Below are 23,737 nucleotides of genomic sequence, written 5' to 3'. Positions count from 1 at the left end.
ACTTCACGCGGAGGGTCACATGGGCAGGGGCGCGGAGGCGGCCGCCGGGGGGCCCGTCACCATCGGCCGGGGGGCCGGGACGCGTTCCATGGGGAGCGGGATCACCGACACGCAGTCGTACTGGGGACACGGCGCGGTGACGCACTTCTTGGGGGAGGGCACGCAGATCCGGCCGGCGCCGCAGCGGGCGGTCGCGCACGAGGATGTGGGCGGGCAGGCGACGGCCGCCCGGACGGCCGGCGCGGCGACCGTCAGTCCGGCCGCGACGGCCGCGGCCAGGGTCAGTTCTCGAAGCATCTCTCCCCCGTTGGCATGATCGGCTCCGGCTCTCAGACGATGCTCGCACCGGCCGTGTCTGCTACCGGCAAAGCGACGCCCCGCAATCGGAGCGCTTGTCCCCCGTCTCCTGTGTCCCCCCGGAGCGCCTGTCCCCGGAGCGTTGTCCTTTCGGAGCGCCTACCCCCGGGCGTTGTCCCTTCGAGCGTCTCTTCCCTGAGGCGTTGTCCCTTCAGAGCGTCTGCCCCCGGAGCGCTTGTCCCCTGCCCCCCGGAGAGCGCGGATCCCTCTGAAGTGCCTGTCCCCCGGAGCGCTTGTCTCCTGGAGCGTGCGGACCCCTTCTGGAGCATGCGAGCGGCCCGGGTGCTCGAGCACCCGGGCCGCCGTCTGTCAGGTCCGCTCACGGGGAGTGGACCCCGATCTCACCTCAGCGCCTGACGACCTTGACGTAGTCGCTCTGGCTGGAGTCACCGTAGAAGTCGCCGTCACCCTTGAAGACGAACTTCCAGTAACCGGACTTGTAGGCCTTGGTCTTGGTGTAGAGGTTGCCGCTGCCGTTGGACCGCGTGGTCTTGACGTAGCTCCACGTGTGCGAGCCCTTGGCCTTGAAGTACAGGGCGACCTTGGCGCGGTAGCCCTCCCAGCCCGAGGTGTCGTCGACCTGGAGCTTGCCGGTGAACTTCAGGTAGCGGCCGTAGCGGATGGGCTCCGGCGAGGCGTTGAACTTGATGACGCGGCTGGCCTCGCGCTCCGGCTCCGGCTGGTTCCTGCGGACCGTCACGTGGTCGGCGTAGCTGCTGCTGCCCTTGACTCCGCCGTTGCCGGCGAACTCGGCACGCCAGTGACCGGAACGCTTGGCGGTCACGTCGGCGCCGAAGCGGCCGTAGCGGTCGGTCCAGTCACTGGCCACGTGGTCCCAGCGGGTGGAACCGTTGGCGCGGAACAGGATGGCGACCTTCTTGCCGGAGTAGCCGTCCCAGCCGTGCCGGGTGTCGAGCTGCAGGCGTCCGCGGACGCTCAGCCGGTCACCCTCGTCCACCGGGTCGGGCCGGGCGCCGAAGTCGACGATCCGGCTGTCGACGGCCCTGGGGGCGTTCCTGACGTCGACGCGGTCGGTATCGCTGACCGATGAGGTGGCGCCGCCGTTACCGGCGAACTCCGCGCGCCACCAGCCGGTGGCCTCGGCCTTGACCCTGGCCTTGAACCAGCCGCTGCGGCCGGTCTCGACCTTGGCGACGTGCCGGAAGGCGTCGGTGCCCTGCTCCCGGAAGGTGATCGTCACGGGCTGGTCGCCGTAGCCGCTCCAGCCGCCGCTGTCACGCAGCAGCTTGCCGGTGACCTCGATGGCGTCGCCCTTGGCGACGTCGTCGGGAGAGGCGTCGAAGTTGACGATCTTGGTGTCGAGTGCCTTCCTGACGTCGACGGTGAACTTGCCGCGCGTCGAGTCCTCCTTGCCGTCGCCGCTGTGGGCGATCGCGAGGAAGCTCCACTGCCCGGCGGTGCTCTTGGCGTCGAACGTCCTGGAGGCGGTCCACTTGGTCTCGGTGCCGTGCGGGCTGGGCTTGACGTCGAGCGAGGTCCACGCGCCGACGCCCGGCGCCTTGATCTGGAACTCGGCCTTGCCCGCGGCGGTCGTGGTGAAGCTGAACTTCGCCGTGACCGGCGATCCGGTCACCACGACCGGGCTCGGATCGATCTCCACATTGGAGACGACGGGGTCCGCTGAGGTCCCCGCCACAGCCGTCGCGGAAGGAGCGAGAGCGACTGCTCCGGCTCCCATGGCCACCGCGACGATGATGGCTCGGGTGCGTTGCAACATTCGGGTTGTCCATCCTCCCCGTTGGCTGAACGCGGCATGAGGGTGCCACGTTGCTTCTCTCAAGTAGACGTACAAGAAAGGCAATTGGTTGATAGATCTGACAAGTTGTTATTAATAACTGTCGAATAGGACCGGTCCACAGCCCTCCGAGGGCCCAAAGACGCCAAGCTCCGGGACGGCGACCATCGATGGGGACATAATCAAGCTGTGGCGCGTGACACTGTTGAGACCCACTTCACCGAGGCGCTGGCCGCCCTGACCCCGGGGCCTCCGCGTGATCCCGGCATGCCCGTGCGGGAGGGGACCACCCTGACCGGGGCCCGCTGCCGCGAGCTGTTCGAGTTCCAGCTGGGCAGCAGGCTCCTCGACGTCACCGCGCGCTGGCTGCGCGAGCACGGCGAGGGTTTCTACACCATCGGCTCGGCCGGGCACGAGGGCAACGTCGCCGTCGCCGCAGCGGTGCGCGCCACCGACCCCGCGCTGCTGCACTACCGCTCCGGGGCCTTCTACCTGGCCCGGTCCGCGATGGCCGGGCGCCTGCCGGAGGAGGGGCTGCGCGATGTGCTGCTCGGCCTGACCGCCTCGGCGGAGGAGCCGATCGCGGGCGGCCGCCACAAGGTGTTCGGCCACCCCGACCTGGCGGTGATCCCGCAGACCTCCACGATCGCCAGCCACCTGCCGCGCGCGGTGGGCGTGGCCTTCGCCGTCGAGCGCGCCCGCCAGCTCGGCCTCACGGGCGCGTGGCCCGGCGACGCGATAGCGGTGTGCGGCTTCGGCGACGCCTCCGCCAACCACGCCAGCGCCCTGTCCGGCCTCAACACCGCCGCCTACGCCTCCTACCAGGGGCTGGCCATGCCGCTGCTGTTCGTCTGCGAGGACAACGGCCTGGGCATCAGCGTGCGGACCCCGAACGGCTGGGTGGAGGCCGCCCGCCACCGACTGCTGGAATACTTCGCGGCCGACGGCTGCGACCTGGCCGACGTCCACGACGTGGCGGCGGCCGCCGCCGAGCACGTCCGCAGGCACCGCTCCCCCGCCCTGCTGCACATCAGCACCGTCCGGCTGATGGGTCACGCCGGCTCCGACGTGGAGCTGTCCTACCGGACCAAGCGGGAGATCAACGCCGACCTGGAGCGCGACCCGCTCGTCACCACCGCCCGGCTCATCGTGGAGGCGGGCCTGGCCACCCCCGACGAGCTGCTGCTGCGTTACGAGACGACGCGGGAGCACCTGCTCAAGATGGCCATGGAGAGCTCCCGGCGGCCCCGGCTGACCTCGGCCGCCGACATCACCGCGCCGCTGGCCCCCCGCACCCCCAAGGCCGTCGCCCCGGCCAGCGCGGTGTCGGCGACCGCCAGGGAGCGGGCCTTCGGCGGCAGGTTGCCCGAGCAGGAGGGCCCGCTGACCCTCTCCCAGGCGATCAACCGGACGCTGGCCGACACCCTGGCCGCCCACCCCGACGTGCTGGTCTTCGGCGAGGACGTGGCCCGCAAGGGCGGCGTCTACGGCGTCACCCGCGGCCTGCAGAAGCGCTTCGGCGCGGGCCGGGTGTTCGACACCCTCCTCGACGAGCAGGCCGTGCTCGGCCTGGCCCTCGGATCGGGCGTCTCCGGGCTGCTGCCGGTGCCCGAGATCCAATATCTCGCCTACCTGCACAACGCGCTGGACCAGATCCGGGGCGAGGCCGCGACGCTGCCCTTCTTCTCCCGTGGGGCCTTCCGCAACCCGATGGTGGTCCGCGTCGCCTCCTACGCCTACCAGAAGGGCTTCGGCGGCCACTTCCACAACGACAACTCCGTCGCCGCGCTGCGCGACATCCCCGGCCTGGTCGTGGCCTCCCCCGCGCGGCCCGACGACGCGGCCTCCATGCTGCGCACCTGCCTGGCCGCCGCCCGCACCGACGGCAGCGTCTGCGTCTTCCTGGAGCCGATCGCCCTCTACAACACCCGTGACCTGTTCGACGACGGCGACGGCGGCTGGCTGTCGCCATACGTGCCGCCGGCCCGCTGGGCCGAGACGCACATCCCGATCGGCCGCGCCCGCAGTTACGGCGACGGCCGCGACCTGACCATCGTGACCTTCGGCAATGGCCTGCGGATGAGCCTGCGCGCCGCGGTCAGGCTCACCGCGGAAGACTACAGCTGCCGGGTGCTGGACCTGCGCTGGCTGTCGCCGCTCCCGATCGACGACCTGCTGCGCGCGGCGGAGCTGACCGGCAAGGTGCTGATCGCCGACGAGACCCGCCGCACCGGCGGTGTCTCGGAGAGCATCGTCGCCGAGCTGCTCGACGCCGGCTTCACCGGCAAGATCGCCCGGGTGACCTCGGCCGACAGCTTCATCCCCCTGGGCGACGCCGCCCAGCACGTGCTGCTGTCGGAGAGCGACATCGAGGACGCCGCCCGCAAGCTGCTGGGCTGAGCCCGCCGCGGGAGGCCGGCGCCGGACCGCACGGCGACACGGACCTTCTCATATTCAGCATGGCCGGATATCGCGAATATCGCCGGATAATTCCCCCGCCCATCCGGCGTCACCATAGCAAAATGTCCAAACAATCCCTTTTATCGCATTCGAATACCTATCGAGATGGAGACTATTTCCAGCCCTTATAGCTCGCGACGGGAACTCACTGGCGGAATCCACCGCACTGCTTTACCGTCTCATAGCGCAGCATGCGTCACGGAAATCATTCTTTTCACGCATGGAGGGTCGATCGATGGTCTCCGTCAATCAGGGCGCCTGGGTTCCCGGAACCGACACCTACCGGTACGGCTACAACTCGGTCCCCAACATCCCGATCACCGGCGCGCCGGCCGACGCCAACTTCCGGCGCTGGTCGATGTCGCACGACGGCAGCGCCTACCGCCTCTATGTCTTCAAGGGCAGTAGCCGCGACACCCTCTACCAGTTCGCCTGGAACGGGACGTCATACGCCTACGGCCACAACTCGATCCCGGTGCTCACCCTGACGAACGCGCCCGCCGACGCCGACAGCAGCAGTATCTCGCTGCTGCACAGCGGTGAGGCCTACCACGCCTACCTGCGCCGACTCGGCGACCCCACCACCCTCTACCAGTTCGTCTGGGTGCCGGGAACGTCGACCTACCAGTGGTCGTACGGCAACTACATCCCCACCCTCAAGGTCACCGGTTTCCCGGCCGACACCGACTGGTCGCGCTGGACGATGCTGCACGACGGCACCGCCTACCGCCTCTACACCTTCCAGTACGGGCACAACGACATGATCTCCCAGGGTTCGTGGAACGCCGCCGCGAACGAATACCAGTACGGCCACAACTCCGTCCCCCACCTGAAACTGGAGGGCTATCCGGCCAACAGCGATGTCGGCCGGGTGGCGATGCTGCACGACGGCACCGCCTACCGCTTCTATTTCCAGACGCTTTAAACGCCGCCGCCCCGCCGGTCCGTCCGGCGGGGCGTTCCCGGCGCACGAGAAGAGAAATGCCCCGGACGCCTGACGGCCGGGGCATTTCAGCGCCGGAAAGAGCCGGACCGCCATCTCCTGTATCACTTACAGCTTGTTTCGAGAGGGGTGCGATATTTCACCCTCCGCGCGGATCAGCGGTCCGGCGGGAGGCGATAAACGGACACGTGAGAACGCGACTCCGCGGTGAAGTCGGCCCCGGACCAGTCGGCGTGCCTGGTCTCCAACTCGAACCCGGCCAGCTGAGCCATGAGGTCGAGCTCGGCCGGCCAGATGTAGCGGTGCGGGCTGCGGAACAGCTGAGCCCGCCCGCTCTCGTCGAACCTGAAGTGGTGCGACACGACGTGCTGGCGCAGCACGTCGTAGGTGTCCAAGCCGATGTAGCCGGGCTCGCAGTGCCAGACCGTGGCCTGCTGACCCGGTGGGAGCTTGCGCAGTTCGGGCACCCAGAGCTCGATCACGAACCGGCCGCCGGGGGTGAGGTGGCGGGCGGCGTTGCGGAAGCAGGCGACCTGCTCGGCCTGGGTGGGCAGGTTGGAGATCGTGTTGTAGACGAGATAGACGAGTGCGTATTTCCCCGGAGCGGTGGCGGTCGCCATGTCGCCGACGATCACCGGGATCGTCGCTCCGTCCGCCTTCACCCGCAGTTGGTCGATCATCGGGGGCGACAGCTCGATGCCGGTGACGGACACTCCTCGCCCGGCGAGCGGCACAGCCACGCGGCCGGTCCCGATGGCGAACTCGAGCGCCCGTCCGTCGCCCGCGAGTCCGGCGAGGCGGTCCACGGCCGGTTCCAGGACTTCGGGCGCGAACATGCCGGTGCCCGGCGTGTCATAGCGCTGGGCGGCATCGACGTCCCAGATCTCTTCCTGTCGCATGTCGGCAACGATGGCCGTGGCCACAGGCGTTGTCCAATGTTTTTGCGGCCCCGCGGTCGCGGACGCGTTCACGACGCCGGCCGTGCGCGGCCCTGCCGCCGGCCGGGGAGCACGGCCGCACCGGCTCGGGACATCGGCCTCTAGGATGCAACGCCGGCGCGTTCGAGCCGGACGGGGCCGACATCCTGGCCGAAGATGTCATTCCGCGCCTGCTCGGCAAGTGGCGTGACGACGGCCGGCGGCGCCTCGAAGACGCGCTGGCCCTGGAACCGGTCCCGGACTGTCTCGTCCACGGCGATCTCGGCGGGGACAACATCCACTGGAGTGCCGACGGCAAGCTGATCGGCGTCCTGGACTGGGACCGGGCCCAGCTGTTCGACCCGGCGGTCGACGCCGCCACCATCGGCTGGGTGCACGGCTGGGACAACCTCCGTGAAGCCGTCGACAGCGCCACTTACCGGCGTGCCCAGGTCTGGGACCGGACGTTCGGTGTCACTCATCTCGTCGCGGCGCTCGACGGCAGACCCTTGGCGCACGTCGACAGCTATGTACGGCACATCGTCGCGTGGCTGGAACAGAGCGCCGACCAGCGACTGCCCTGACCCGTCGGCCGCACGGGACGCGGCGGGGCCTGAACTCCGGGAAACGCCGTCGCGGCCCACGGCGGACCGGGAGCCGCGGAACCCACCCCCACTCCCGGCGGAATCGTGTTGAATTGGCCACGCAGTGTCACGGACCCCCGGACCGGTTCGCGCACCGACGATCCTCCGTCGATTCCCAAGCAGGAGACACCATGCCCGACGTGGCGATGAAGAGCACCGGTCAGCGCGTGACAGACCTCGAGTCCTGGGCGTTCAGGGCAGGTTGGGACCTGGCCGGCATCAAGGAGACGCTGGACGATCTCCCCGCGACCGTCCGGGAGGAGGTCATGGCGTACGCCTCTCCGATGTTCGAAGAGGTCATGAACAGGATGGCCACCAAAGAGGACCTCTCGGCGCTCGCCGCCGAAGTGAGCGGTCTGGGGACCAGGATCGACACTCTGGATGCCAAGGTCGACACCCTGACCGACCGGATGACCTCCATGGAGGGCCGGGTGGACTCCATGGACGGGAAGCTCGACCTCATCCTGGCCAAGCTCGGCTGATCTTCCGTGCAGGAGCGCCGAGCCCTGCCCCGGCGCTCCTGCACGTCCCCGCGCGGGAGTGGTCACCTGCCCGGGACCTCCCGGCCCGCCGAGAGCTCCCGGCGCTCCGGCGCACGGCGTGCGGGCTTCACAGCCAGTCGCGGCGTTTGAAGACCAGATACAGGGTCGTGCAGACGCCGGCCATCAGCAGCACGGCGAACGGGTAGCCCAGGGCCCAGTGGATCTCGGGCATCACCTCGAAGTTCATGCCGTAGATGGTGCCGACGAGGGTGGGGGCGAACAGGATGGCGGCCCAGGCGGAGATCTTCTTGACCTCCTCGTTCTGGGCGTTGCTGGCCTCGGTGAGGTTGGTCATGTGCTCGTTCTGGGCCTGGGCGACCATGGTCGAGTTGACCACGAGGATGTCGTGGAGCATCTGGCGGAAGCCGCTGACCCGCTCCGCCACGGTGATCGCGTGATCGGCGACGTCGCGCAGATATCTCTGCAGCTCCTGGTCCACCCCGTATTTGTCCGCCCCCGCGACGAACCCCTCGATCATGCCGAGCAGCGGCCGGGTGGCCCGCTGGAACTCGATCACCTCGCGCGAGAGCTCGTAGATGCGGCGGGAGACGCCGGGCTCGTTGCCGAAGACCTGGACCTCGATCTCGTCGATGTCGTTCTGCAGGCCGGCGACCACGGGCGCGTAGCCGTCCACGACCGCGTCCATGACGGCGTAGAGCACCGCCTGCGGGCCCTGGCGGAGCAGTTCGGGATCGCTCTCCATCCGGCGGCGGACCTGCGACAGGTCGGGGGCCTCGCTGTGCCGTACGGTGATCACGAAGTTCTGGCCGATGAACAGGTGCAGCTCGCCGAAGTCGACCTCCTCGGCCTCGTCGACGTATCTGGCCGGACGGAGCACCACGAACAGCGTGTCGCCGTAGCGGTCGGCCTTGGGCCGCTGGTGGGCGACGATGGCGTCCTCGACGGCCAGCTCGTGCAGGTCGAACTCCTCGGCCACGTTGAAGATCACCGCGTCCGCCGGCCGGTAGAAGCCGATCCAGGCCATGCTGTCGGGGGTGTTCTTCAGGCACTCGAAGGCCTCGGGCAGTGATCCGGGCGTGGCGGTCCGCCGGCCGTTCACATAGACGGCGTTGTCGATGACGCGCGAGTGGGGCGCGGGCGGCTCGTCACCGGCCGGACGCGGATCCATCGACCGCTCGGGAGAGTCCCGCACGGCTCCGGGACGCCCACGCGTCAGACTCCGCAGTCCCCGAACCCGCCGATCAGTCACATCCGTCTCCTCATCCGGCCGCCATGAACTCCTCCAGCGACCGCAACGCCCTACCCCGGATCGTCGCCCGGAACATCGGGGTCCAGCCGAGGAAGAGACCGACCGGCCTGCCCAGGGCCATTTTGGACCAGTGCTTGAAGTCGAAGGCGTCATGGTGCCGGACGATCAGACCGTCCTCGAACCGGAACAGGGCGTCGATCTCGTTGACGACCTCCCTGCCCGTCGTGCCGAAGGTGTAACGGGCCGTCCAGTGCGCCGCGCCGTCGTGGTCGCGCGCGCTGACGTCGCCGACGGTCACGCCGACGTCGCGGTTGCGCCCGAGCAGCATCCGCCACATGCCCATGACCCTGTCGCGTCCTTCCAGGTCCTGGAAGACGGGGTCGCCGAAGGTGGCGTCGGGGTGGTAGCAGCGCTCCATCGCGTCGGTGTCGCGACGTCCGAAGGCACCGTAGAAGGTCCTGATGAGCGCTGCGTTCTGGTCGTTCACTCGGGTCTCCCGATCATCGATTTCCCGTTGACCGAGTGTAATCGGGGGTGAGACCGAGCAGGTGGGCGGCGTTGTCCCAGCACACCGCCCGCAGCCAGTCGTCGCCGAGGTCCAGGCGCTCCAGCGCGTGGAGCTGGTGGGCGTAGGGGTGGGGGATGGTCGGGAAGTCGCTGCCGAGCAGGACCTTGCCGGCCAGGCCCAGCTCGCGCAGGCGCGGCCTGAGGCGGTCGGGGAAGGGCGTGCCGCGCTCGGCGAAGTCGGTGAAGGTCATCGTGGTGTCGAGCCGCACATCCGGGTACGCCTCGGCCAGTTGGAAGAACTCGTCGTATTCCGGCATGCCGAGGTGGGCGATGACCACCGCCAGGCGGGGGTGGCGGGCCAGCACCCCGGCGATCGGCACCGGGCCGGTGCAGCGGCCCGGGAGCGGGATCGAGCTGGCGTGGACCACGACCGGGACGCCCCGGTCGGCCAGCAGCCCCCACACCTCGTCGATCTCCTTGAGCCTGGGGTCGAAGTCCCCCACCTGCAGATGGACCTTGAAGACGCGCGCCCCCCGGTCGAGCGCGTCCCGCACGTAGCCAAGGACTCCAGGTTCGGGGTAGAAGGTGGCCGAGGGGAGACATCCGGGGGTACGCCGTGCGAAGTCGAGGGTCCAGGCGTTGAGGTCGGCCGCCATGCCGGGCCGGTGCGCGTAGGCCAGGGCGGGGAAGACCCGTACCCCGAGCTCCCGCAGCCGGGCGACCCGTTCCTCGGCGGGCAGCCGGTAGCGGATCGGCCACCCCTCCCCCATCAGCGGGCCACCGTGGTCGAAGTGGTGCCAGACCCGGCGCTCCATGCGCTCGGGCAGGAAGTGGACATGCACGTCCACCAGACCGGGCAGGCCCAGTCTCCGCCACCAGGCGGGGACGTCGGCGTCGGCGGGTTCCGGAATCATGTTCTGCACGTCCCGACTTTATCGCCGACACACCGGATGTCATGGGACGCTCTTGTCCCGACGCCGTTAAGGAGAAGTGATCGTTGTCCGAGGTCTGGGTGACTCTGACCACGCCCCAGGCGGGGCCTCCCCTGTGGATCGTGCTGCTGGCCGCGCTGGCCGCGCTGGCCGCGGTGACGTGGTCCGCCTCGTGGCAGCTCTCCCGGGGCCTGATCACGATCGCGCACGAGGGCGGGCACGCGCTGACGGCGCTGCTCACCCGGCGCAAGCTGCAGGGCATCCGGCTGCACTCCGACACCTCGGGCGTCACGCTGACCCGGGGCAGGCCCACCGGCCCGGGGATGATCCTGACCGCCGCCGCCGGATACGTCGCCCCGTCCCTGCTGGGGCTCGGCGGGGCGTGGCTGACCGCCTCGGGTTACGTCGCGATCCTGATCACGATCGTGATCGCGCTGCTCTGCTGCATGCTGCTGCTGATCCGCAACCTGTTCGGCGTGGTGAGCCTGCTGGCCACCGGCGGGGCGATAGCCGCCTTCACCTGGTACGCGCCGCCCAACGTCGACGCCGTCCTCGCCTACCTGGCCGTCTGGTTCCTGCTGTTCGGCGGCGTCCGGCCGATCGTGGAGCTGCAGCGCAAGCGGCGGCGCGGCCGCGCCCCCGACTCCGACGCCGACCAGCTCGCCCGGCTGACCTTCCTGCCCGGCGGGTTCTGGGTGCTGCTGTTCCTGCTGGTGGCCGCGGCGGCCCTGTTCGGCGGCACCTACCTGCTGGTCCCGCTGCCGCTCGCCCTCCACTGAGCTCAACCGACGGGCCTCGGCCACGCCGGGTCTCCCGCCCGGTCATATGGGGTTATGACAGCCTGTTATGGATTAGGACTGTCGCCATTCTTCCGATCACCTCTGCGACCAGAGTATTGTTCTTCTTTATTGACAGTTAAACAATTTCTTGAGTTTATGTCCAGGTATGCCGTCCCTTCCAGTGAGAGCCGGTCGATGCCACCCCAGCTATACGTCGCCGTAGCCGTCATAGCCGGAACCGTCCTGATATCACTGGGCGTCACGGTCGTCCTGGCGCTGCGGATCAGACGGCTCCGCGCCGAGCAGGAGAGGGCCGTCACGCGGGCGCACGAGGAGTTCGCCCGGGACATGCACGACCTGGTGGGCCACTGGCTCTGGCTGGCCTCGATCAAAAGCGAGCTGGCCTACCGGCGGGCGGCCGGCGACGCACGCCTGCGTGGGGAGCTGGGCGAGGCGCTCCAGGCCGTACGGCACGCCGCGCACGCCGTGCGCAACGTCTCCAAGGCCCACCGCCACCTGTCCCTCCAGGGCGAGAGCATGCGGGCCCAGGCCCTTCTCGCGAGCTTCGGCGCCGACTGCTCGGTCCGGGTGGACGCCACCGCGCTGCCCCGGGAGGTGAGCGCCGCGCTGGGGACCGTGGTCCGCGAGGGCGTCACCAACATGCTCCGGCACAGCACGGTCAGGACATGCGTGATCGAGCTGGCCGAGCACGACGGCCTGCTCCGCCTGACCGTCGCCAACGACGGCGTCCCCGGGCGGAGCCCCCGGCCGCCCGCCGGCGACGGCCTGGGGAATCTGCGCGACCGCCTGGCCCGGCTTGGGGGCACGGTGCGCGTGAGCGCCGGCGAGGGCGGCTGGTTCAACCTGGTCGCCGAAGTTCCCCGGAATTTTTCCGAATAAGTTTCACTTTTAATGCGTAAGCCCAGGTGGCGCACATCTTCATGATTAAGGCTGTGAAGTTCGCACGTATGAGTAGTTGAGTTTGTAACTGGTGATTTCTCGGGTTATCCGTAATTCTCTCTTCTGGAAGACAGCAGGGAGATTGCCGTGAATGACCAGTATGAGCTTTATTGCCTCGCGGACCGGCTCTTTTACGACACCCTTGACGGCCGCCGGGGCGACCACCCCGACTTCCCGCTCGTGGCCCGGCAGGTCCCCGAGGGCTGGGAGCACCAGGCGACCGACACCTGGATGCACTACGCGCCCCTGGCCACGCGGAGGCCGGCCCAGGGCTGGAAGATCCACGTGTCGGCGTGCCTGGAGGACGCCGAGCGCGCCCTGGAGGCCGTCTGGGACTACTGCGTGCCGCGCGACATCGCGTTCAAGTTCCTGCGCAACCGGCCGGTCATGACCATGCTGAACTCCAAGGCGGCCGCCCGCGGCTCCAGCGGCAAGCTCGTGACGATCTACCCCCTGGACGAGGGCCAGCTCGAACTCACGCTGAAGGAGCTCAACGGACTGCTCCACGGAGTGAGAGGCCCCTACATCCTCAGCGATCTCCGCTACGCCGAGGGCCCCCTCTACGTGCGCTACGGCGGCTTCACGCCCCGGCGCTGCCTGGGCGGCAACGGCGAGCTGGTGCTGGCCGTCGAGGACGGCGAGGGACGGCTGGTCCCCGACGTGCGGGAGCCCGCCTTCAGCCTGCCGTCCTGGGTGACGCTGCCGGAGTTCCTGGAGCCCCACCTGGCGGCCCGCAACGCTGTCACGACCAACGGCCTGCCGTACACGATCGAGAGCGTCATGCAGTTCTCCAACGGCGGGGGCGTGTATCTCGGCCGGGACCTGCGCAGCGGCGAGAGGGTGGTGCTGAAGGAGGCCCGCCCGTACGCCGGGCTCGACGCCGCCGACCGCGACGCCGTGGCGCGGCTGGCGCACGAGCGGGACATGCTGGAGCGCCTGTCGGGGCTGGAGGCGGTACCGGCGCTGCTCGACTACTTCACGCTCGGCGAGCACCACTTCCTGGTCCAGGAGTTCGTCGACGGCAACCCGCTGCAGCGGCTCCTCGTGCAGCGATACCCGCTGACCCGGGCCGACTGCGACCAGGAGGCCGTCGCCGGATACACCTCCTGGGTGCTGGAGGTGCTCCCCAAGGTCCGGCGGGCGGTCGAGTCCCTGCACGGGCGGGGGGTGGTCTTCGGCGACCTGCACCCCAACAACATCCTCATCACCGAGCAGGGGCGGCTGGTCCTGATCGACTACGAGGTCGCGACCCTCGCCGCGGACCGCGACCGGGCCGCCCTCGCCCACCCCGCCTTCGGCGCGCCGGCCGACCGGCAGGGCGTCGAGGTCGACGTCTACGCCCTGGCCTGCCTCTGCCTCGGACTGTTCGCCCCCCAGCTCACGATCATGCTGCCGCTCGACCGGGCCAAGGTGGTCCAGCTCGCCGGGCTCATCACGGAGACCTTCCCCGTGGCGCCCGCGGTGATCGAGGAGGCCGTCCGGACCATCATGGGGACCGCTCCGGTGACGGCCCGGCCGATCCCCGCACCGGGCCGGGACGGCTGGCCCCAGGTCAGGGCCGCGATGTGCCGGGCCATCCTGGCCAGCGCCACCCCCGAGCGCGAGGACCGGCTCTTCCCCGGCGACGTGGCCCAGTTCCAGCCCGGCGGAGGCATCAGCCTCGCCTACGGCGCGGCGGGCGTGCTCTACGCGCTGGCGGCGACCGGGGCGGGCCGCTTCCCCGAGCACGAGGACTGGCTGCGCGGCAGGGCCCTGGCCCCCGGCCGGGGGACGGGCATCGGCTTCTACGACGGCCTGCACGGCGTGGCCCACGTCCTGGACCTGCTCGGGCACCGCCAGGACGCGCTCGACACGGTCGAGCTGTGCCTGCGGGAGAAGTGGGAGTCGCTGGAGCTCGGCCTGTTCGGCGGGCTCGCCGGGGCCGGCCTGAACCTGCTCCACCTGGGCGCGGCCGCCGGGGAGCCGGCCCTCACCGACCTGGCGCTGCGGACCGTCGACGTCTGCGCCGACCGGCTCGGCGGTCCCGACGACGTGCCGGAGACCAGCGGCGGGAGCAGCCCCCGCGCGGGGCTGATGTACGGCTCCTCCGGCCCCGCCCTGCTGTTCCTGCACGCCTACGAGCGGACCGGCGACACGTCGCTGCTCGACCGGGCGGCCGTGGCGCTCCGCCAGGACCTGCGGCGCTGCACCTCCGGCGAGGACGGCACGCTTCAGGTCAACCAGGGCTGGCGCACCCTCCCCTACCTGGACGAGGGCTCCGTGGGCATCGGCCTGGTCCTCGCCCGATATCTGGCCCACCGTGACGACGACGACTTCCGCGCCGCGCTCGACGGCTGCCGGCTCGTCACCCGGGGCCGCTACTTCGTCCAGCCGGGGCTGTTCACCGGCCGGAGCGGCATGGTCGCGGCCCTCGCCACGGGCCTGGGACCGGCATCGCACGGCTCCGACACCGACCTGGCCGAGCAGATCCGCGGACTGAGCTGGCACGCGCTGCCCTATGGCGGCGGGCTGGCCTTCCCCGGCGACCAACTGCTCAGGCTCTCGATGGACTTCGCGACCGGCACGGCCGGAGTCCTGTTCGCGATGGGCGCCGCGCTGCACGGGCAGCCGGTGTCCCTCCCCTTTACCGGGCCGCCCGGCGGCACAGGCGCCTTGACAGGGGCACTGCCTGTGCGTGGATCCGCCGAGCGGCTCCGCTCCGACGACGAGTCACCGAAGGAGGTGTAACCACATGGTACTTCTCGACCTCCAGAGCCTGGAAGCCCCTACCGGGGGCGGCCACGGCGGCGGCGGCAGCACGCTCACCGTCCTCGGCTGTGAGTCGGCCAAGCCGAGCAACCTCAGCCTCCTGCTCTGCCACTAGTCGTCCCCGGTTCCCATCACCAAGAAGCGAGGTAATCCCATGATCCTTCTCGACCTCCAGACCATGGAAGCCCCCGGCGGCGGCCACGGCGGCGGCGGCGGCAGCACCCTGACGGTGCTCGGCTGTGAGTCGGCCAAGCCGAGCAACCTCAGCCTCCTGCTCTGCCACTAGTCGTCCCCGGTTCCCATCACCAAGAAGCGAGGTAATCCCATGATCCTTCTCGACCTCCAGACCATGGAAGCCCCCGGCGGCGGCCACGGCGGCGGCGGCGGCAGCACCCTGACGGTGCTCGGCTGCGAGTCGGCCAAGCCGAGCAACCTCAGCCTCCTGCTCTGCCACTAGTGAGTCAGGTGCCCGGGACGGCCGGCGACGGCAGCCGTCCCGGGCATCGCCCTTTCCCGAAGGAGGACCGACCGGTGCGGACGGCAGATCGGCTGGCGGATCGGCTGGTGGCCCAGACCGTCCGGCGGGGCGGCCCCTGGCTGGGCGTCCTCGCCCTCACCTCCGTCTTCGGCGCGCTCGCGGAGCTGGCGCTGCCCGCTCTCCTGGGCAGGACGGTCGACAGCCTGGTCGCGGCCGAGCCCGCGAGCGGACTCTGGCTGGGCGCCTGCGCCACGGTCGTGGCCGTGGCGGTGCTCTGCGACACCCTCGGTGTCTGGGGCGCCGGGGCGAGCGGCGCCCAGGTCTCGGCCTGGCTCCGGCACCGGATCGTGCGGCACGTCCTCGGGGCCGGCCCCGCGATGACCCGCCGGTTCCCCGAGGGCGACCTGGTCACCCGGACAGGCGTGAACGCCGAGGAGGCCGGGCGCGCGCCGGAGGCGATCGTCACCGGGGCGGCACTGGTCATCCCCACCGCGGGCGGCGTCGTGGCGCTCTCCCTCATCGACTTCTGGCTGACCCTGACCCTGGTCACCGCCCTCGTCCTCATCGCGCTCGTGCTCCGGGCGTTCTTCCGCACGACCACCTCGATCGCCGGCGACTACCAGCGGGCCCAGGGCGACATCGCCGCCCGCCTGGTCGACGCCCTCGCCGGGGCCCGGACGATCGCCGCGGCCGGCACCGCCGCGCAGGAGAAGTCACGGGTGCTGACCGCGCTCCCCCGGCTGCGCGCGCACGCCATGGACATGTGGCGGGCCAACGCCCGGGCCGGCGTCCAGGCGGGCGCGGTGGTGCCGCTGCTGGAGGTGGCCGTGCTGGGAGTGGGCGGCCTGCGCCTGGCGGCCGGTGACCTCACGGCCGGTGAGCTCTACTCCGCCGCCCGTTACGCCGTGCTGGGAGCCGGCCTCGGCGCCGCGCTCGGCTACGTCAACCGCCTGGCCCGGGCGCGCGCGGCCGCCGGCCGGGTGGTCGAGCTGATCGCCGAGGGACCCCGGACGTACGGCGGGCGGCCGCTGCCCGCCGGTCCCGGCACGCTGGAGCTGCGCGGCGTCGCCGCCGACGGCCTCCGCGACGTCCACCTCGTCGTCCCCGGCGGATGCGCGGTGGCCGTGGTCGGCCGGTCGGGCGCCGGCAAGTCGCTGCTGGCCGCCCTCGCCGGACGCCTGGTGGACCCCCTCCGCGGGACCGTCCGCCTCGACGGCGTGCCACTGCCCGACCTCTCCCGTGAGGCGCTGCGCCGGGCCGTCGGGCACGCCTTCGAACGCCCCGTCCTGGTCGGGGAGACCGTCGCCGACGCCATCGGCCTCGGCCTCGACGGCCCCGCCCCGGAGACCGTGCGCGCGGCCGCCCGCGCGGCGCGCGCCGACGCCTTCGTCCGGCGGCTCCCGCTGGGATACGACACCCCGCTGCGGGAGGCTCCGATGTCCGGCGGGGAGCGGCAGCGGATCGGCCTGGCCCGCGCCTTCGCGCAGGGGGAGCGCCTGCTCGTCCTGGACGACGCCACCTCCAGCCTGGACACCGTCACCGAACGGCAGGTCGGCAGGGCGCTCGCCGGCGAGCTGCGCGGCCGTACCCGCCTGATCGTGACCCACCGGGTGGCGACCGCGGCGGCCGCCGACCGGGTGATCTGGCTGGACGGCGGCCGGGTGCGCGCCTACGACACGCACCGGGCGCTGTGGGACGACCCCGGATACCGGGCCGTCTTCCAGGCGGACGCCCCGTGAGCCGCGGCCACCGCCCCCCGCCCCGGACGGCCCCCGCCGACGGCCACCGCGCCCGCCCCGCGACCGGTCCTGCGGGCGGCAGCCACCGCGCCCGCCCCGCGACCGGCCCCACGGGCGGCGGCCACCGCGCCCCCGCCCAGGCCGGCCCGGTCGACCGCCCGATCCGCCGGGCGCTCCGGCGGGACCCCCGCCTGCTTGTCAGGCTCGGCCTCTGGTCGGTCGCGGAGACCGCGCCCGCCCTCGTCATCGGCCTCGCCATCGCGCGGGCCGTCGACGAGGGGTTCGCCGCCGGCCGGCCCGGCACCGGGGCCGCCTGGCTGGCCGTCCTCGCCGGCGCCTGGCTGCTGGCCGCGGCGGGCGCGCGGCAGGTCGTGCTGGCCGTCGCCGCCATCGTGGAGCCGTTCCGGGAGGAGCTGCTCGGCCACGTCGTCGAGAGCACGCTGGAGCGGTCGGCGGCAGCCGGGCACGGGGCGGACACCGCGGCGGTGGCCCGGTCGAACCTGCAGGTCGAGCTGGCCCGCGACGCCCTGGCCTCGGTCATCACCGTCGTCAGGTCCTTCGTCTTCACCGTGGCCGGCGTCGTGCTCGGCCTGATGACGTTGATCCCCCAGGTGCTCGTGCTGGTCCTGCCGCCCTTCGTCGCCGGCCTGGGCCTCTTCCTGCTCTCGCTGCCGGCCATGGCCCGGCGGCAGCGGGCGTTCCTGCTGGCCGACGAGCGCACCGCCGAGGCGGTCACCGCCGTGACCGGCGGGCTGCGCGACGTCGCCGCCTGCGTGGCGGACGACCGGGTGGCCGCCGGGGTCGGCCGGCAGGTGGCGGAGCAGGCCGCCGCCGGGCGCTCGCTCGCCAGGGTCACCGCCGTGCGGACGCTGTCGCTGGCGGTGGGCGGCCGGCTGCCGGTCCTGCTCGTGCTGGCCGGCACCCCCTGGCTGCTGGGCCAGGGGGCCGGGGCCGGGGTGATCCTCGGCGCCCTGGCCTACGTCACGCAGTCACTGGCGCCGGCGCTCGGCAACCTCGTGGAGGGCCTGGGCATCAGCGGGGTCCGGCTGCGCGTGTCGCTCGACCGCATCCTCCGCTCCGGCGCGCCCGCCCGCCCGGCGACCGCGCGGAGCGCGGCCCGGGACGTGGAGGTGCGGCTGAGCGGCGTGAGGTTCGCCTACGGCCCGCACGCCGAACCGGTCATCTCCGATCTCGACCTGTCCGTCCCCGAGGGGGACCACATCGCCGTGGTGGGGCCCAGCGGCATCGGCAAGTCCACCCTCGCCGCGCTCGTCACCGGCGTGCTCCGGCCGGACGCGGGGCAGGTCACCGTCGGCGGCGTCCCGGCCGACCGGCTCGACCCGGCCCAGCGGGTGCTCATCCCCCAGGAGGCCTACGTCTTCCGGGGCACGCTCCTGGAGAACCTGACCTACCTGACGCAGGCGCCGCGGCAGGCCGTCGACGACGCCGTGGCGGCGGTCGGCCTGACCGCCCTGGTGGCCCGGCTGGGCGGCCACCACGCCGAGATCCACTCCGGTCTGCTGTCGCCGGCCGAGCGCCAGCTGGTGGCCCTGGCCCGGGCCTACCTGACCCCGGCCCGCCTGGTCATCCTCGACGAGGCGACCTGCCATCTGGACCCGGCGGCCGAGGCCCGCGCGGAGGAGGCGTTCGCCCGCCGCGGGGGCACCCTCCTCGTCATCGCCCACCGGCTGACCTCCGCGCGGCGCGCCCGGCGGATCCTCGTCATGGACGGCACGAGCGTCCGGCTGGGAGGGCACGAGGAGATGCTCGCCACCTCGCCGCTCTACGCCGACCTGGTCGGCCACTGGAACCCCTCGGACACCCAGGAGCTGGTGCCATGATCTACCCACCCGCCGGGCGGCAGCCGATCGTCGACCACCTCCACGGTCACGCCGTACCCGACCCCTACCGGTGGCTGGAGGATCCGGCGAGCGCCGCGACCCGGGACTGGCTGGCCGCCCAGGACGGGCTGTGGCGCGACCACGCCGCCACGCTCGCCGGGCGCGACGCGTGGCACGCCCGGGTGGCCGAGCTCTCCGGCGCCGGGACGGTCAGCCCGCCGGTCTGGCGCGGGCAGCGCCGCTTCCTGCTGCGCCGTACGGCCCGGCAGGAGCACGCGGTGCTCTACACCGCCGGGCCGGGACAGGCCGAACAGGCGCTGGTCGACCCGGCGGAGCTCGACCCCAGCGGCCTGACCACGCTCGACCACTGGCAGCCCGACCTCGACGGCCGGCTGCTGGCCTACCAGCTGTCCAGGAGCGGCGACGAGCGGTCGGAGCTGTACGTCATGGACGTCGGCACCCGGCAGGTCGTCGACGGTCCCATCGACCGCTGCCGCTACGCGCCGGTGGCCTGGCTGCCGGGCGGGAAGGCGTTCTTCTACGTCCGCTCTCGCCAGGTCTTCCTGCACCGGCTCGGCACCCCGGTCGGCGACGACGTGGTGATCTGCCCCGCCGACCGCTCCTACGGCCTGGGGATCAGCCACGACGGCCGCTGGCTGACGGTGGCGGCGGCGGCCGACGGCGGCGGCAACGACCTGTGGCTGGCCGACCTGTCCGCCGCCCCTCCCGACCGCCCCGAACTGCGGGTGGTCCAGGAGGGGACGGGCGCGGTGACGGCGCCCGCCGTCGGCCGCGACGGGCGCCTGTACCTCCTCACCACCCTGGGCGCGCCCCGGGGCCGCCTGTGCGTCGCCGACCCGGCGCGTCCCGGACCCGAGCACTGGCGCGAGCTGGTCGGCCCGGATCCGGAGGCGGTGATCGGCGACTTCGCGGTCCTCGACGGCTCGGTGCTCCTGGTCGGCTGGACCCGGCACGCGATCAGTGAGATCAGCGTCCACGACCTGGCGACCGGCGAGCCGCTTGGCCAGGTGCCGCTGCCCGGCCTCGGGACGGCCGGGCGGATGTCCACCCGGCCCGAGGGCGGCCACGAGGTCTGGTTCACCTACACCGACAGCGTCACCCCCGGGAGCGTGCACCGCTACGACGCGCGCACCGGCCGCAGCTCGCTCTGGGCCGCCGCGCCCGGCACGGTCGAGGTGCCGGAGCTGTCGGCCCGCCGGCTCGTCTACACCTCGGCGGACGGCACACCGGTGCGGATGGTCGTGCTGGCCCGGCCCGGGACCGGCCCCCGCCCGACGATCCTGTACGGCTACGGCGGGTTCGGCCTCTCGCTCACCCCCTCCTACTCCAGCTACGTCCTGCCCTGGGTCGAGGCCGGCGGGGTCTTCGCCTTCGCCCAGCTGCGCGGCGGCGGCGAGCAGGGCGCGCAGTGGCACCGCGACGGAATGCTCGACCGCAAGCAGAACGTCTTCGACGACTTCGTGGCGGCGGCCGAACGGCTCATCGCCGACGGCTGGACCAGCGCCGACCGGCTGGGCATCTGCGGCGAGTCGAACGGCGGGCTGCTGGTCGGAGCCGCCCTGACGCAGCGGCCGGACCTGTTCGCCGCGGCGGTCTGCTCGGCCCCGCTGCTCGACATGGTCCGCTACGAGCGCTCCGGGCTCGGCCCCTCCTGGCGCTCGGAGTACGGCACGGCCGCCGACCCCGAGCAGCTCGGCTGGCTGCTGGGCTACTCCCCCTATCACCGGGTCAGGGACGGGGTGGACTACCCGGCAACGCTGCTGACCGCCTTCGACGGCGACTCCCGAGTGGACCCCTGCCACGCCCGCAAGATGTGCGCGGCGCTGCAGGGGGCGGCCTCGGGCTCCCGGCCGATCCTGCTGCGCCACGAGAGCGGCGTCGGGCACGGGCCCCGGGCGGTCAGCCGGTCGGTCGGACTGGCGGGCGACATGCTCGCCTTCCTCGCCGCGCACACCGGCCTCGAACGGCCCCGCTAGCCGGTCTCCGCCGGCGCGCGCCGGCGGCCGGCCTCAGTTGACGTCCCGGTAGCGGATCAGCCCGATCTCCCGCACGTCGTCCGGCCACAGCCAGCCGGCCTCCCGGGCCATGGTGACCGCCTCCACCCGCGTCCGGGCACCGATCTTGGACAGGATCCGCGACAGGTAGTTGCGGACCGTGCCGCCGGACAGGAAGAGCCGGTCGGCGATCTCGCTGACCGGCGCCCCCTCGGCCGCGGCCTTGAGGACCTCCAGTTCCCGGGTGGTGAGCGGGTTCTGCCTGGCGTTGAGCGCGGCGACGGCGAGGTCGGGGTCGATGACCCGCTCGCCGGCGGCCACCCGGCGCACGCACTCGGCGAGCTGCCCGGCCGGGGTGTCCTTGACGACGAACCCGCGCGCCCCGGCGTCCAGCGCCCGGCGCAGCGCGGCCGGCGTCGCCAGCCCGGTCAGGATCACCGCCTTGCACGAGGGGAGCCTGCGGTTCAGCTCCGCCGTGGCGGCCAGGCCGTCGGTGCCGGGCAGGCCGATGTCGACGAGCGCGATGTCGGGCCTGTGGACCAGGCAGGAGGGCACCACGTCGTCGCCGTGCCCGACGTCGTCGACCACTTTGATGTCGTGCTCGGCGGAGAGCAGGGCGACCATCGCTCCACGGATGAGATGCATGTCCTCGGCGATCAGGACGCTTATCACCGGTTTTTCCCCTTTTCGGTGACCCAGTGGTGTCTCCCGGAGCATGACTGCTACCCCAGGCAGTCAGCCGACTACCCTGGATAGCCGAGTTAAGCACCGGATCATCGATTCCGGGTGGGAAATCATGACCTTCCCGGAGGCGGCCCGCCGCACACCCCCGCCCCTCGGACCGGAACGACAGGCAGTCATGACCGTATTGCCCTTATCGTCCGGTCCGCTGATGATGAAGGTCGTGTCCGCCGCGCCGGAATGAGGGCCTGTTGCTCTACAACCCGTTCGACCACGCGCTGCAAGAGAACCCCTACCCCACCTACGCGCGGCTCCGTGAGGAGGCGCCGCTGTACCACAACGCCGAGCTGGACTTCTGGGCGCTGTCACGGCACGCCGACGTCAACGCGGCCTTCCGGGACCCGGCCCTGTTCTCCAGCGCGCACGGCGTCACCCTGGAGATGTGGGACGCCGGCGCGTCCGAGCTGGTGGGGTTCCTGGCGATGGACCCGCCCCGCCACACCCGGATGCGGGCCCTCGTCTCCCGGGGCTTCACCCCCGCCCGGGTGGCCGGCCTGGAGCCCGCCGTACGGGCGCTCACCCGCGAGCTCCTGGCCCCGGCGCTGGAGGCGGGCAGGTTCGACTTCGCCGGGGTGGTCTCGGCGGTCCCGGTGTACGTCATCTCCGAGCTGCTCGGCGTCCCGCGGGAGGACCGGGCGGAGATGCTGCGCCTGTCCGAGATCATCATCACCCGCTACGACGGGGACACCGGGATACCGCAGACGTTCTGGGACGCCGCCACCGCCCTGACCGCCTTCTACAAGGAGCTGATCGCCGAACGGCGGGCCCGGCCGCGCGAGGACCTCGTCAGCGCGCTCGTCCTGGCCGAGATCGACGGGGACCGGCTCGGCGACGACGAGATCGCCGCCGTGCTGTCGCTGATCGGCGTCGCGGGCAACGAGTCGGTGACCAAGCTGGCGGCCAACGCCTGGTACCAGGGCTGGCTCCATCCCGGCCAGCGCGCGATCGCCTGGGCGGGCGCCGTCGCGGCGTGGGTGGAGGAGACGCTCCGCTACGACGGGTCCGCCCAGATGGTCGCCCGCCGCCTCACCCGCGACACCGTCCTGCACGGCACGACGGTCCCGGCCGGCGCCCGCATGGTGCTGCTCGGCGCGTCCGCCAACCGCGACCCCCGGGCCTTCCCGCACGCCGACCGCTACGACCTGACCCGCGACACCGGTCAGGCCATCGCGTTCGGGTCCGGCCCGCACTTCTGCCTCGGAGCGGCCCTGGCCCGCCTCCAGCTCAGGGTCGTCCTGGAGGAGCTCGTCGCCGCGGTGGAGGGCTACGACGTCGACGAGACGGGCATCGAGTTCGTGCACTCACCGAACCTGCGCGGCTTCCGCGCGCTGCCCACCTCGGTCAAACTCCGCTAGGGAGCCTGCCGACCCCGCCGTACAGCCCCGTGGGCGCGGGGGCGGGGTCGGTGGGACGCCAGAACGCCAGATCCACCATGCCCGGCTCCAGCAGCTCGAACCCGGCGAACAGGTCGGCGACCTCGTCGCGGGTGCGCACGTAGGCCTGCGACGCCTTGCGGATCTGCTCCTTGCGGTCCTCCCAGCCCTCCACCACGCCGTGGGAGATCGCCAGGAAGCTCCCGTCGGGGAGGGCGTCGCGGAAGGTGCGCACGATCCGCGCGGGGTCGGCCTCGTCGGGGACGAAGTGCAGCAGCGCCACCATCAGCAGGCCGACCGGCTGGGACCAGTCGATGAAGTCCCGCACCACCGGCTCGTCCAGGATCTCCCGCGGCCTCGTGGCGTCGCCGCCGACGATGCGCACCCGGTCGGAGCCGGCCATGAGCGCGCGGGCGTGCGCCAGCACGATCTCGTCGTGGTCGACGTAGACGACGCGGGTGTCGGGCGCGACGGCGTGGGCGATCTCATGGACGTTGCCGCTGGCCGGCAGGCCCGCCCCGATGTCGAGGAACTGGCGGACCCCCTGGTCCACGAGGTGGCCGATCACCCGGCCGAGGAAGCGGCGGTTCTCCACGAACGACCTGCGCGCGTCCGGGTTGAGCTCCAGGATCCGCTGCGCGGCCTCGCGGTCCGCGGGGAAGTTCTCCCTGCCGCCGATCATCCAGTCGTAGACGCGCGCCGGGTGCGGTCTGGCCGTGTCGAAGTTCACGCGTGATCACCTTCGCTGTCGGGGGGCGGTGCGCGCCGCCACAGTAGGCCCTCCACTCGGGTCGG

22 protein-coding genes are annotated in these 23,737 nt (G+C 71.9%); 14 read left to right on the top strand and 8 right to left on the bottom strand.

Going from position 1 to position 23,737, the window contains the following annotated elements; translation table 11 throughout:
• Window positions 1-15: 15 nt before the first annotated feature.
• Window positions 16-297 (bottom strand): hypothetical protein, encoded by a 282-nt coding sequence (locus J2S55_RS30945; RefSeq protein WP_306868173.1) that lies wholly within the window; start codon window positions 295-297, stop codon window positions 16-18.
• A gap of 406 nt (window positions 298-703) precedes the next feature.
• Complete coding sequence (locus J2S55_RS30940) at window positions 704-2,095, bottom strand: hypothetical protein (RefSeq protein ID WP_306868171.1); 1,392 nt, start codon at window positions 2,093-2,095, stop codon at window positions 704-706.
• Between the two features lie 207 nt (window positions 2,096-2,302).
• Between J2S55_RS30940 and J2S55_RS30935 the strand changes: the two genes are divergently transcribed.
• Window positions 2,303-4,513, top strand: a complete 2,211-nt coding sequence (locus J2S55_RS30935) for a thiamine pyrophosphate-dependent enzyme (protein ID WP_306868169.1) — start codon at window positions 2,303-2,305, stop codon at window positions 4,511-4,513.
• Between the two features lie 295 nt (window positions 4,514-4,808).
• Window positions 4,809-5,498 carry a hypothetical protein gene (locus J2S55_RS30930; RefSeq protein ID WP_306868168.1) on the top strand — a complete coding sequence of 230 codons (690 nt, stop codon included), beginning with the start codon at window positions 4,809-4,811 and terminating at the stop codon, window positions 5,496-5,498.
• A gap of 173 nt (window positions 5,499-5,671) precedes the next feature.
• Here the strand turns inward: J2S55_RS30930 and J2S55_RS30925 are convergent, their stop codons facing one another.
• On the bottom strand, window positions 5,672-6,415 hold the full coding sequence (locus tag J2S55_RS30925; protein ID WP_306868167.1) for a class I SAM-dependent DNA methyltransferase: 744 nt from the start codon (window positions 6,413-6,415) through the stop codon (window positions 5,672-5,674).
• 29 nt (window positions 6,416-6,444) lie between these two features.
• On the opposite strand from J2S55_RS30925, the gene J2S55_RS30920 reads away from it, so the two are divergent.
• Window positions 6,445-7,017: a phosphotransferase family protein gene (locus tag J2S55_RS30920; protein ID WP_306868165.1), complete on the top strand. Its 573-nt coding sequence runs from the start codon at window positions 6,445-6,447 to the stop codon at window positions 7,015-7,017.
• Window positions 7,018-7,208: 191 nt separating this feature from the next.
• Window positions 7,209-7,559 carry a hypothetical protein gene (locus J2S55_RS30915; RefSeq protein WP_306868164.1) on the top strand — a complete coding sequence of 117 codons (351 nt, stop codon included), beginning with the start codon at window positions 7,209-7,211 and terminating at the stop codon, window positions 7,557-7,559.
• A 127-nt stretch (window positions 7,560-7,686) separates the two neighbouring features.
• Here J2S55_RS30915 and J2S55_RS30910 read toward each other — a convergent pair whose 3' ends face one another.
• From J2S55_RS30910 to J2S55_RS30900, 3 genes are all read right to left on the bottom strand, one after another.
• A complete protein-coding gene (locus J2S55_RS30910; protein WP_306868163.1) occupies window positions 7,687-8,748 on the bottom strand; it encodes a magnesium and cobalt transport protein CorA in 1,062 nt (353 codons plus the stop codon).
• Between the two features lie 91 nt (window positions 8,749-8,839).
• Window positions 8,840-9,316: a nuclear transport factor 2 family protein gene (locus J2S55_RS30905; RefSeq protein WP_306868162.1), complete on the bottom strand. Its 477-nt coding sequence runs from the start codon at window positions 9,314-9,316 to the stop codon at window positions 8,840-8,842.
• 13 nt (window positions 9,317-9,329) lie between these two features.
• A complete protein-coding gene (locus tag J2S55_RS30900) occupies window positions 9,330-10,250 on the bottom strand; it encodes an amidohydrolase family protein (protein ID WP_306875628.1) in 921 nt (306 codons plus the stop codon).
• A gap of 83 nt (window positions 10,251-10,333) precedes the next feature.
• On the opposite strand from J2S55_RS30900, the gene J2S55_RS30895 reads away from it, so the two are divergent.
• The 9 genes from J2S55_RS30895 to J2S55_RS30855 all read left to right on the top strand — a co-directional run bounded on the left by J2S55_RS30895 (window position 10,334) and on the right by J2S55_RS30855 (window position 20,810).
• Complete coding sequence (locus tag J2S55_RS30895; RefSeq protein ID WP_306868160.1) at window positions 10,334-11,047, top strand: M50 family metallopeptidase; 714 nt, start codon at window positions 10,334-10,336, stop codon at window positions 11,045-11,047.
• A gap of 195 nt (window positions 11,048-11,242) precedes the next feature.
• The gene (locus tag J2S55_RS30890) at window positions 11,243-11,947 is read left to right on the top strand and encodes a sensor histidine kinase (RefSeq protein ID WP_306868158.1); all 705 of its coding nucleotides are present in this window, start codon (window positions 11,243-11,245) and stop codon (window positions 11,945-11,947) included.
• Between the two features lie 147 nt (window positions 11,948-12,094).
• Window positions 12,095-14,734 (top strand): class III lanthionine synthetase LanKC, encoded by a 2,640-nt coding sequence (gene lanKC, locus J2S55_RS30885; RefSeq protein WP_306868156.1) that lies wholly within the window; start codon window positions 12,095-12,097, stop codon window positions 14,732-14,734.
• Between the two features lie 4 nt (window positions 14,735-14,738).
• Window positions 14,739-14,870 carry a SapB/AmfS family lanthipeptide gene (locus J2S55_RS30880; protein WP_306868154.1) on the top strand — a complete coding sequence of 44 codons (132 nt, stop codon included), beginning with the start codon at window positions 14,739-14,741 and terminating at the stop codon, window positions 14,868-14,870.
• A 39-nt stretch (window positions 14,871-14,909) separates the two neighbouring features.
• The gene (locus J2S55_RS30875; protein WP_306868152.1) at window positions 14,910-15,041 is read left to right on the top strand and encodes a SapB/AmfS family lanthipeptide; all 132 of its coding nucleotides are present in this window, start codon (window positions 14,910-14,912) and stop codon (window positions 15,039-15,041) included.
• Between the two features lie 39 nt (window positions 15,042-15,080).
• Window positions 15,081-15,212 (top strand): SapB/AmfS family lanthipeptide, encoded by a 132-nt coding sequence (locus J2S55_RS30870; protein WP_306868152.1) that lies wholly within the window; start codon window positions 15,081-15,083, stop codon window positions 15,210-15,212.
• Between the two features lie 74 nt (window positions 15,213-15,286).
• Entirely contained in the window at window positions 15,287-16,972 is a 1,686-nt protein-coding gene (locus J2S55_RS30865; protein WP_306868150.1) for an ABC transporter ATP-binding protein, read from the top strand.
• On the top strand, window positions 16,969-18,813 hold the full coding sequence (locus tag J2S55_RS30860; RefSeq protein WP_306868148.1) for an ATP-binding cassette domain-containing protein: 1,845 nt from the start codon (window positions 16,969-16,971) through the stop codon (window positions 18,811-18,813). The genes J2S55_RS30865 and J2S55_RS30860 overlap by 4 nt, the downstream gene beginning before the upstream one ends.
• Window positions 18,810-20,810: a prolyl oligopeptidase family serine peptidase gene (locus J2S55_RS30855; RefSeq protein ID WP_306868146.1), complete on the top strand. Its 2,001-nt coding sequence runs from the start codon at window positions 18,810-18,812 to the stop codon at window positions 20,808-20,810. The genes J2S55_RS30860 and J2S55_RS30855 overlap by 4 nt, the downstream gene beginning before the upstream one ends.
• Before the next feature lie 33 nt (window positions 20,811-20,843).
• Here the strand turns inward: J2S55_RS30855 and J2S55_RS30850 are convergent, their stop codons facing one another.
• Window positions 20,844-21,500, bottom strand: a complete 657-nt coding sequence (locus J2S55_RS30850; RefSeq protein ID WP_306868144.1) for a response regulator transcription factor — start codon at window positions 21,498-21,500, stop codon at window positions 20,844-20,846.
• A gap of 260 nt (window positions 21,501-21,760) precedes the next feature.
• Here J2S55_RS30850 and J2S55_RS30845 point away from each other — a divergent pair, with 260 nt between their 5' ends.
• Window positions 21,761-22,924, top strand: a complete 1,164-nt coding sequence (locus J2S55_RS30845; RefSeq protein WP_306868143.1) for a cytochrome P450 — start codon at window positions 21,761-21,763, stop codon at window positions 22,922-22,924.
• Here the strand turns inward: J2S55_RS30845 and J2S55_RS30840 are convergent.
• Complete coding sequence (locus tag J2S55_RS30840; RefSeq protein ID WP_306868141.1) at window positions 22,911-23,672, bottom strand: SAM-dependent methyltransferase; 762 nt, start codon at window positions 23,670-23,672, stop codon at window positions 22,911-22,913. The genes J2S55_RS30845 and J2S55_RS30840 overlap by 14 nt on opposite strands.
• Between the last annotated feature and the right edge of the window lie 65 nt (window positions 23,673-23,737).

Origin of the sequence: Streptosporangium brasiliense, from assembly GCF_030811595.1 — a bacterium.
Lineage (GTDB): Bacteria > Actinomycetota > Actinomycetes > Streptosporangiales > Streptosporangiaceae > Streptosporangium > Streptosporangium brasiliense.
Note: the sequence above shows the minus strand (reverse complement) of the source record. Positions and strands in the feature narration are given on the sequence as shown.

Excerpts from the sequence above, each read along its gene's own strand:
- J2S55_RS30910 (WP_306868163.1), bottom strand. The coding sequence starts at position 8,748 with ATGGATCCGCGTCCGGCCGGTGACGAGCCGCCCGCGCCCCACTCGCGC.
- J2S55_RS30875 (WP_306868152.1), top strand. The coding sequence starts at position 14,910 with ATGATCCTTCTCGACCTCCAGACCATGGAAGCCCCCGGCGGCGGCCAC.
- J2S55_RS30925 (WP_306868167.1), bottom strand. The coding sequence starts at position 6,415 with ATGCGACAGGAAGAGATCTGGGACGTCGATGCCGCCCAGCGCTATGAC.
- J2S55_RS30930 (WP_306868168.1), top strand. The coding sequence starts at position 4,809 with ATGGTCTCCGTCAATCAGGGCGCCTGGGTTCCCGGAACCGACACCTAC.
- J2S55_RS30890 (WP_306868158.1), top strand. The coding sequence starts at position 11,243 with ATGCCACCCCAGCTATACGTCGCCGTAGCCGTCATAGCCGGAACCGTC.
- J2S55_RS30940 (WP_306868171.1), bottom strand. The coding sequence starts at position 2,095 with ATGTTGCAACGCACCCGAGCCATCATCGTCGCGGTGGCCATGGGAGCC.
- J2S55_RS30880 (WP_306868154.1), top strand. The coding sequence starts at position 14,739 with ATGGTACTTCTCGACCTCCAGAGCCTGGAAGCCCCTACCGGGGGCGGC.
- J2S55_RS30915 (WP_306868164.1), top strand. The coding sequence starts at position 7,209 with ATGCCCGACGTGGCGATGAAGAGCACCGGTCAGCGCGTGACAGACCTC.
- J2S55_RS30945 (WP_306868173.1), bottom strand. The coding sequence starts at position 297 with ATGCTTCGAGAACTGACCCTGGCCGCGGCCGTCGCGGCCGGACTGACG.
- J2S55_RS30900 (WP_306875628.1), bottom strand. The coding sequence starts at position 10,250 with ATGATTCCGGAACCCGCCGACGCCGACGTCCCCGCCTGGTGGCGGAGA.
- J2S55_RS30870 (WP_306868152.1), top strand. The coding sequence starts at position 15,081 with ATGATCCTTCTCGACCTCCAGACCATGGAAGCCCCCGGCGGCGGCCAC.
- J2S55_RS30855 (WP_306868146.1), top strand. The coding sequence starts at position 18,810 with ATGATCTACCCACCCGCCGGGCGGCAGCCGATCGTCGACCACCTCCAC.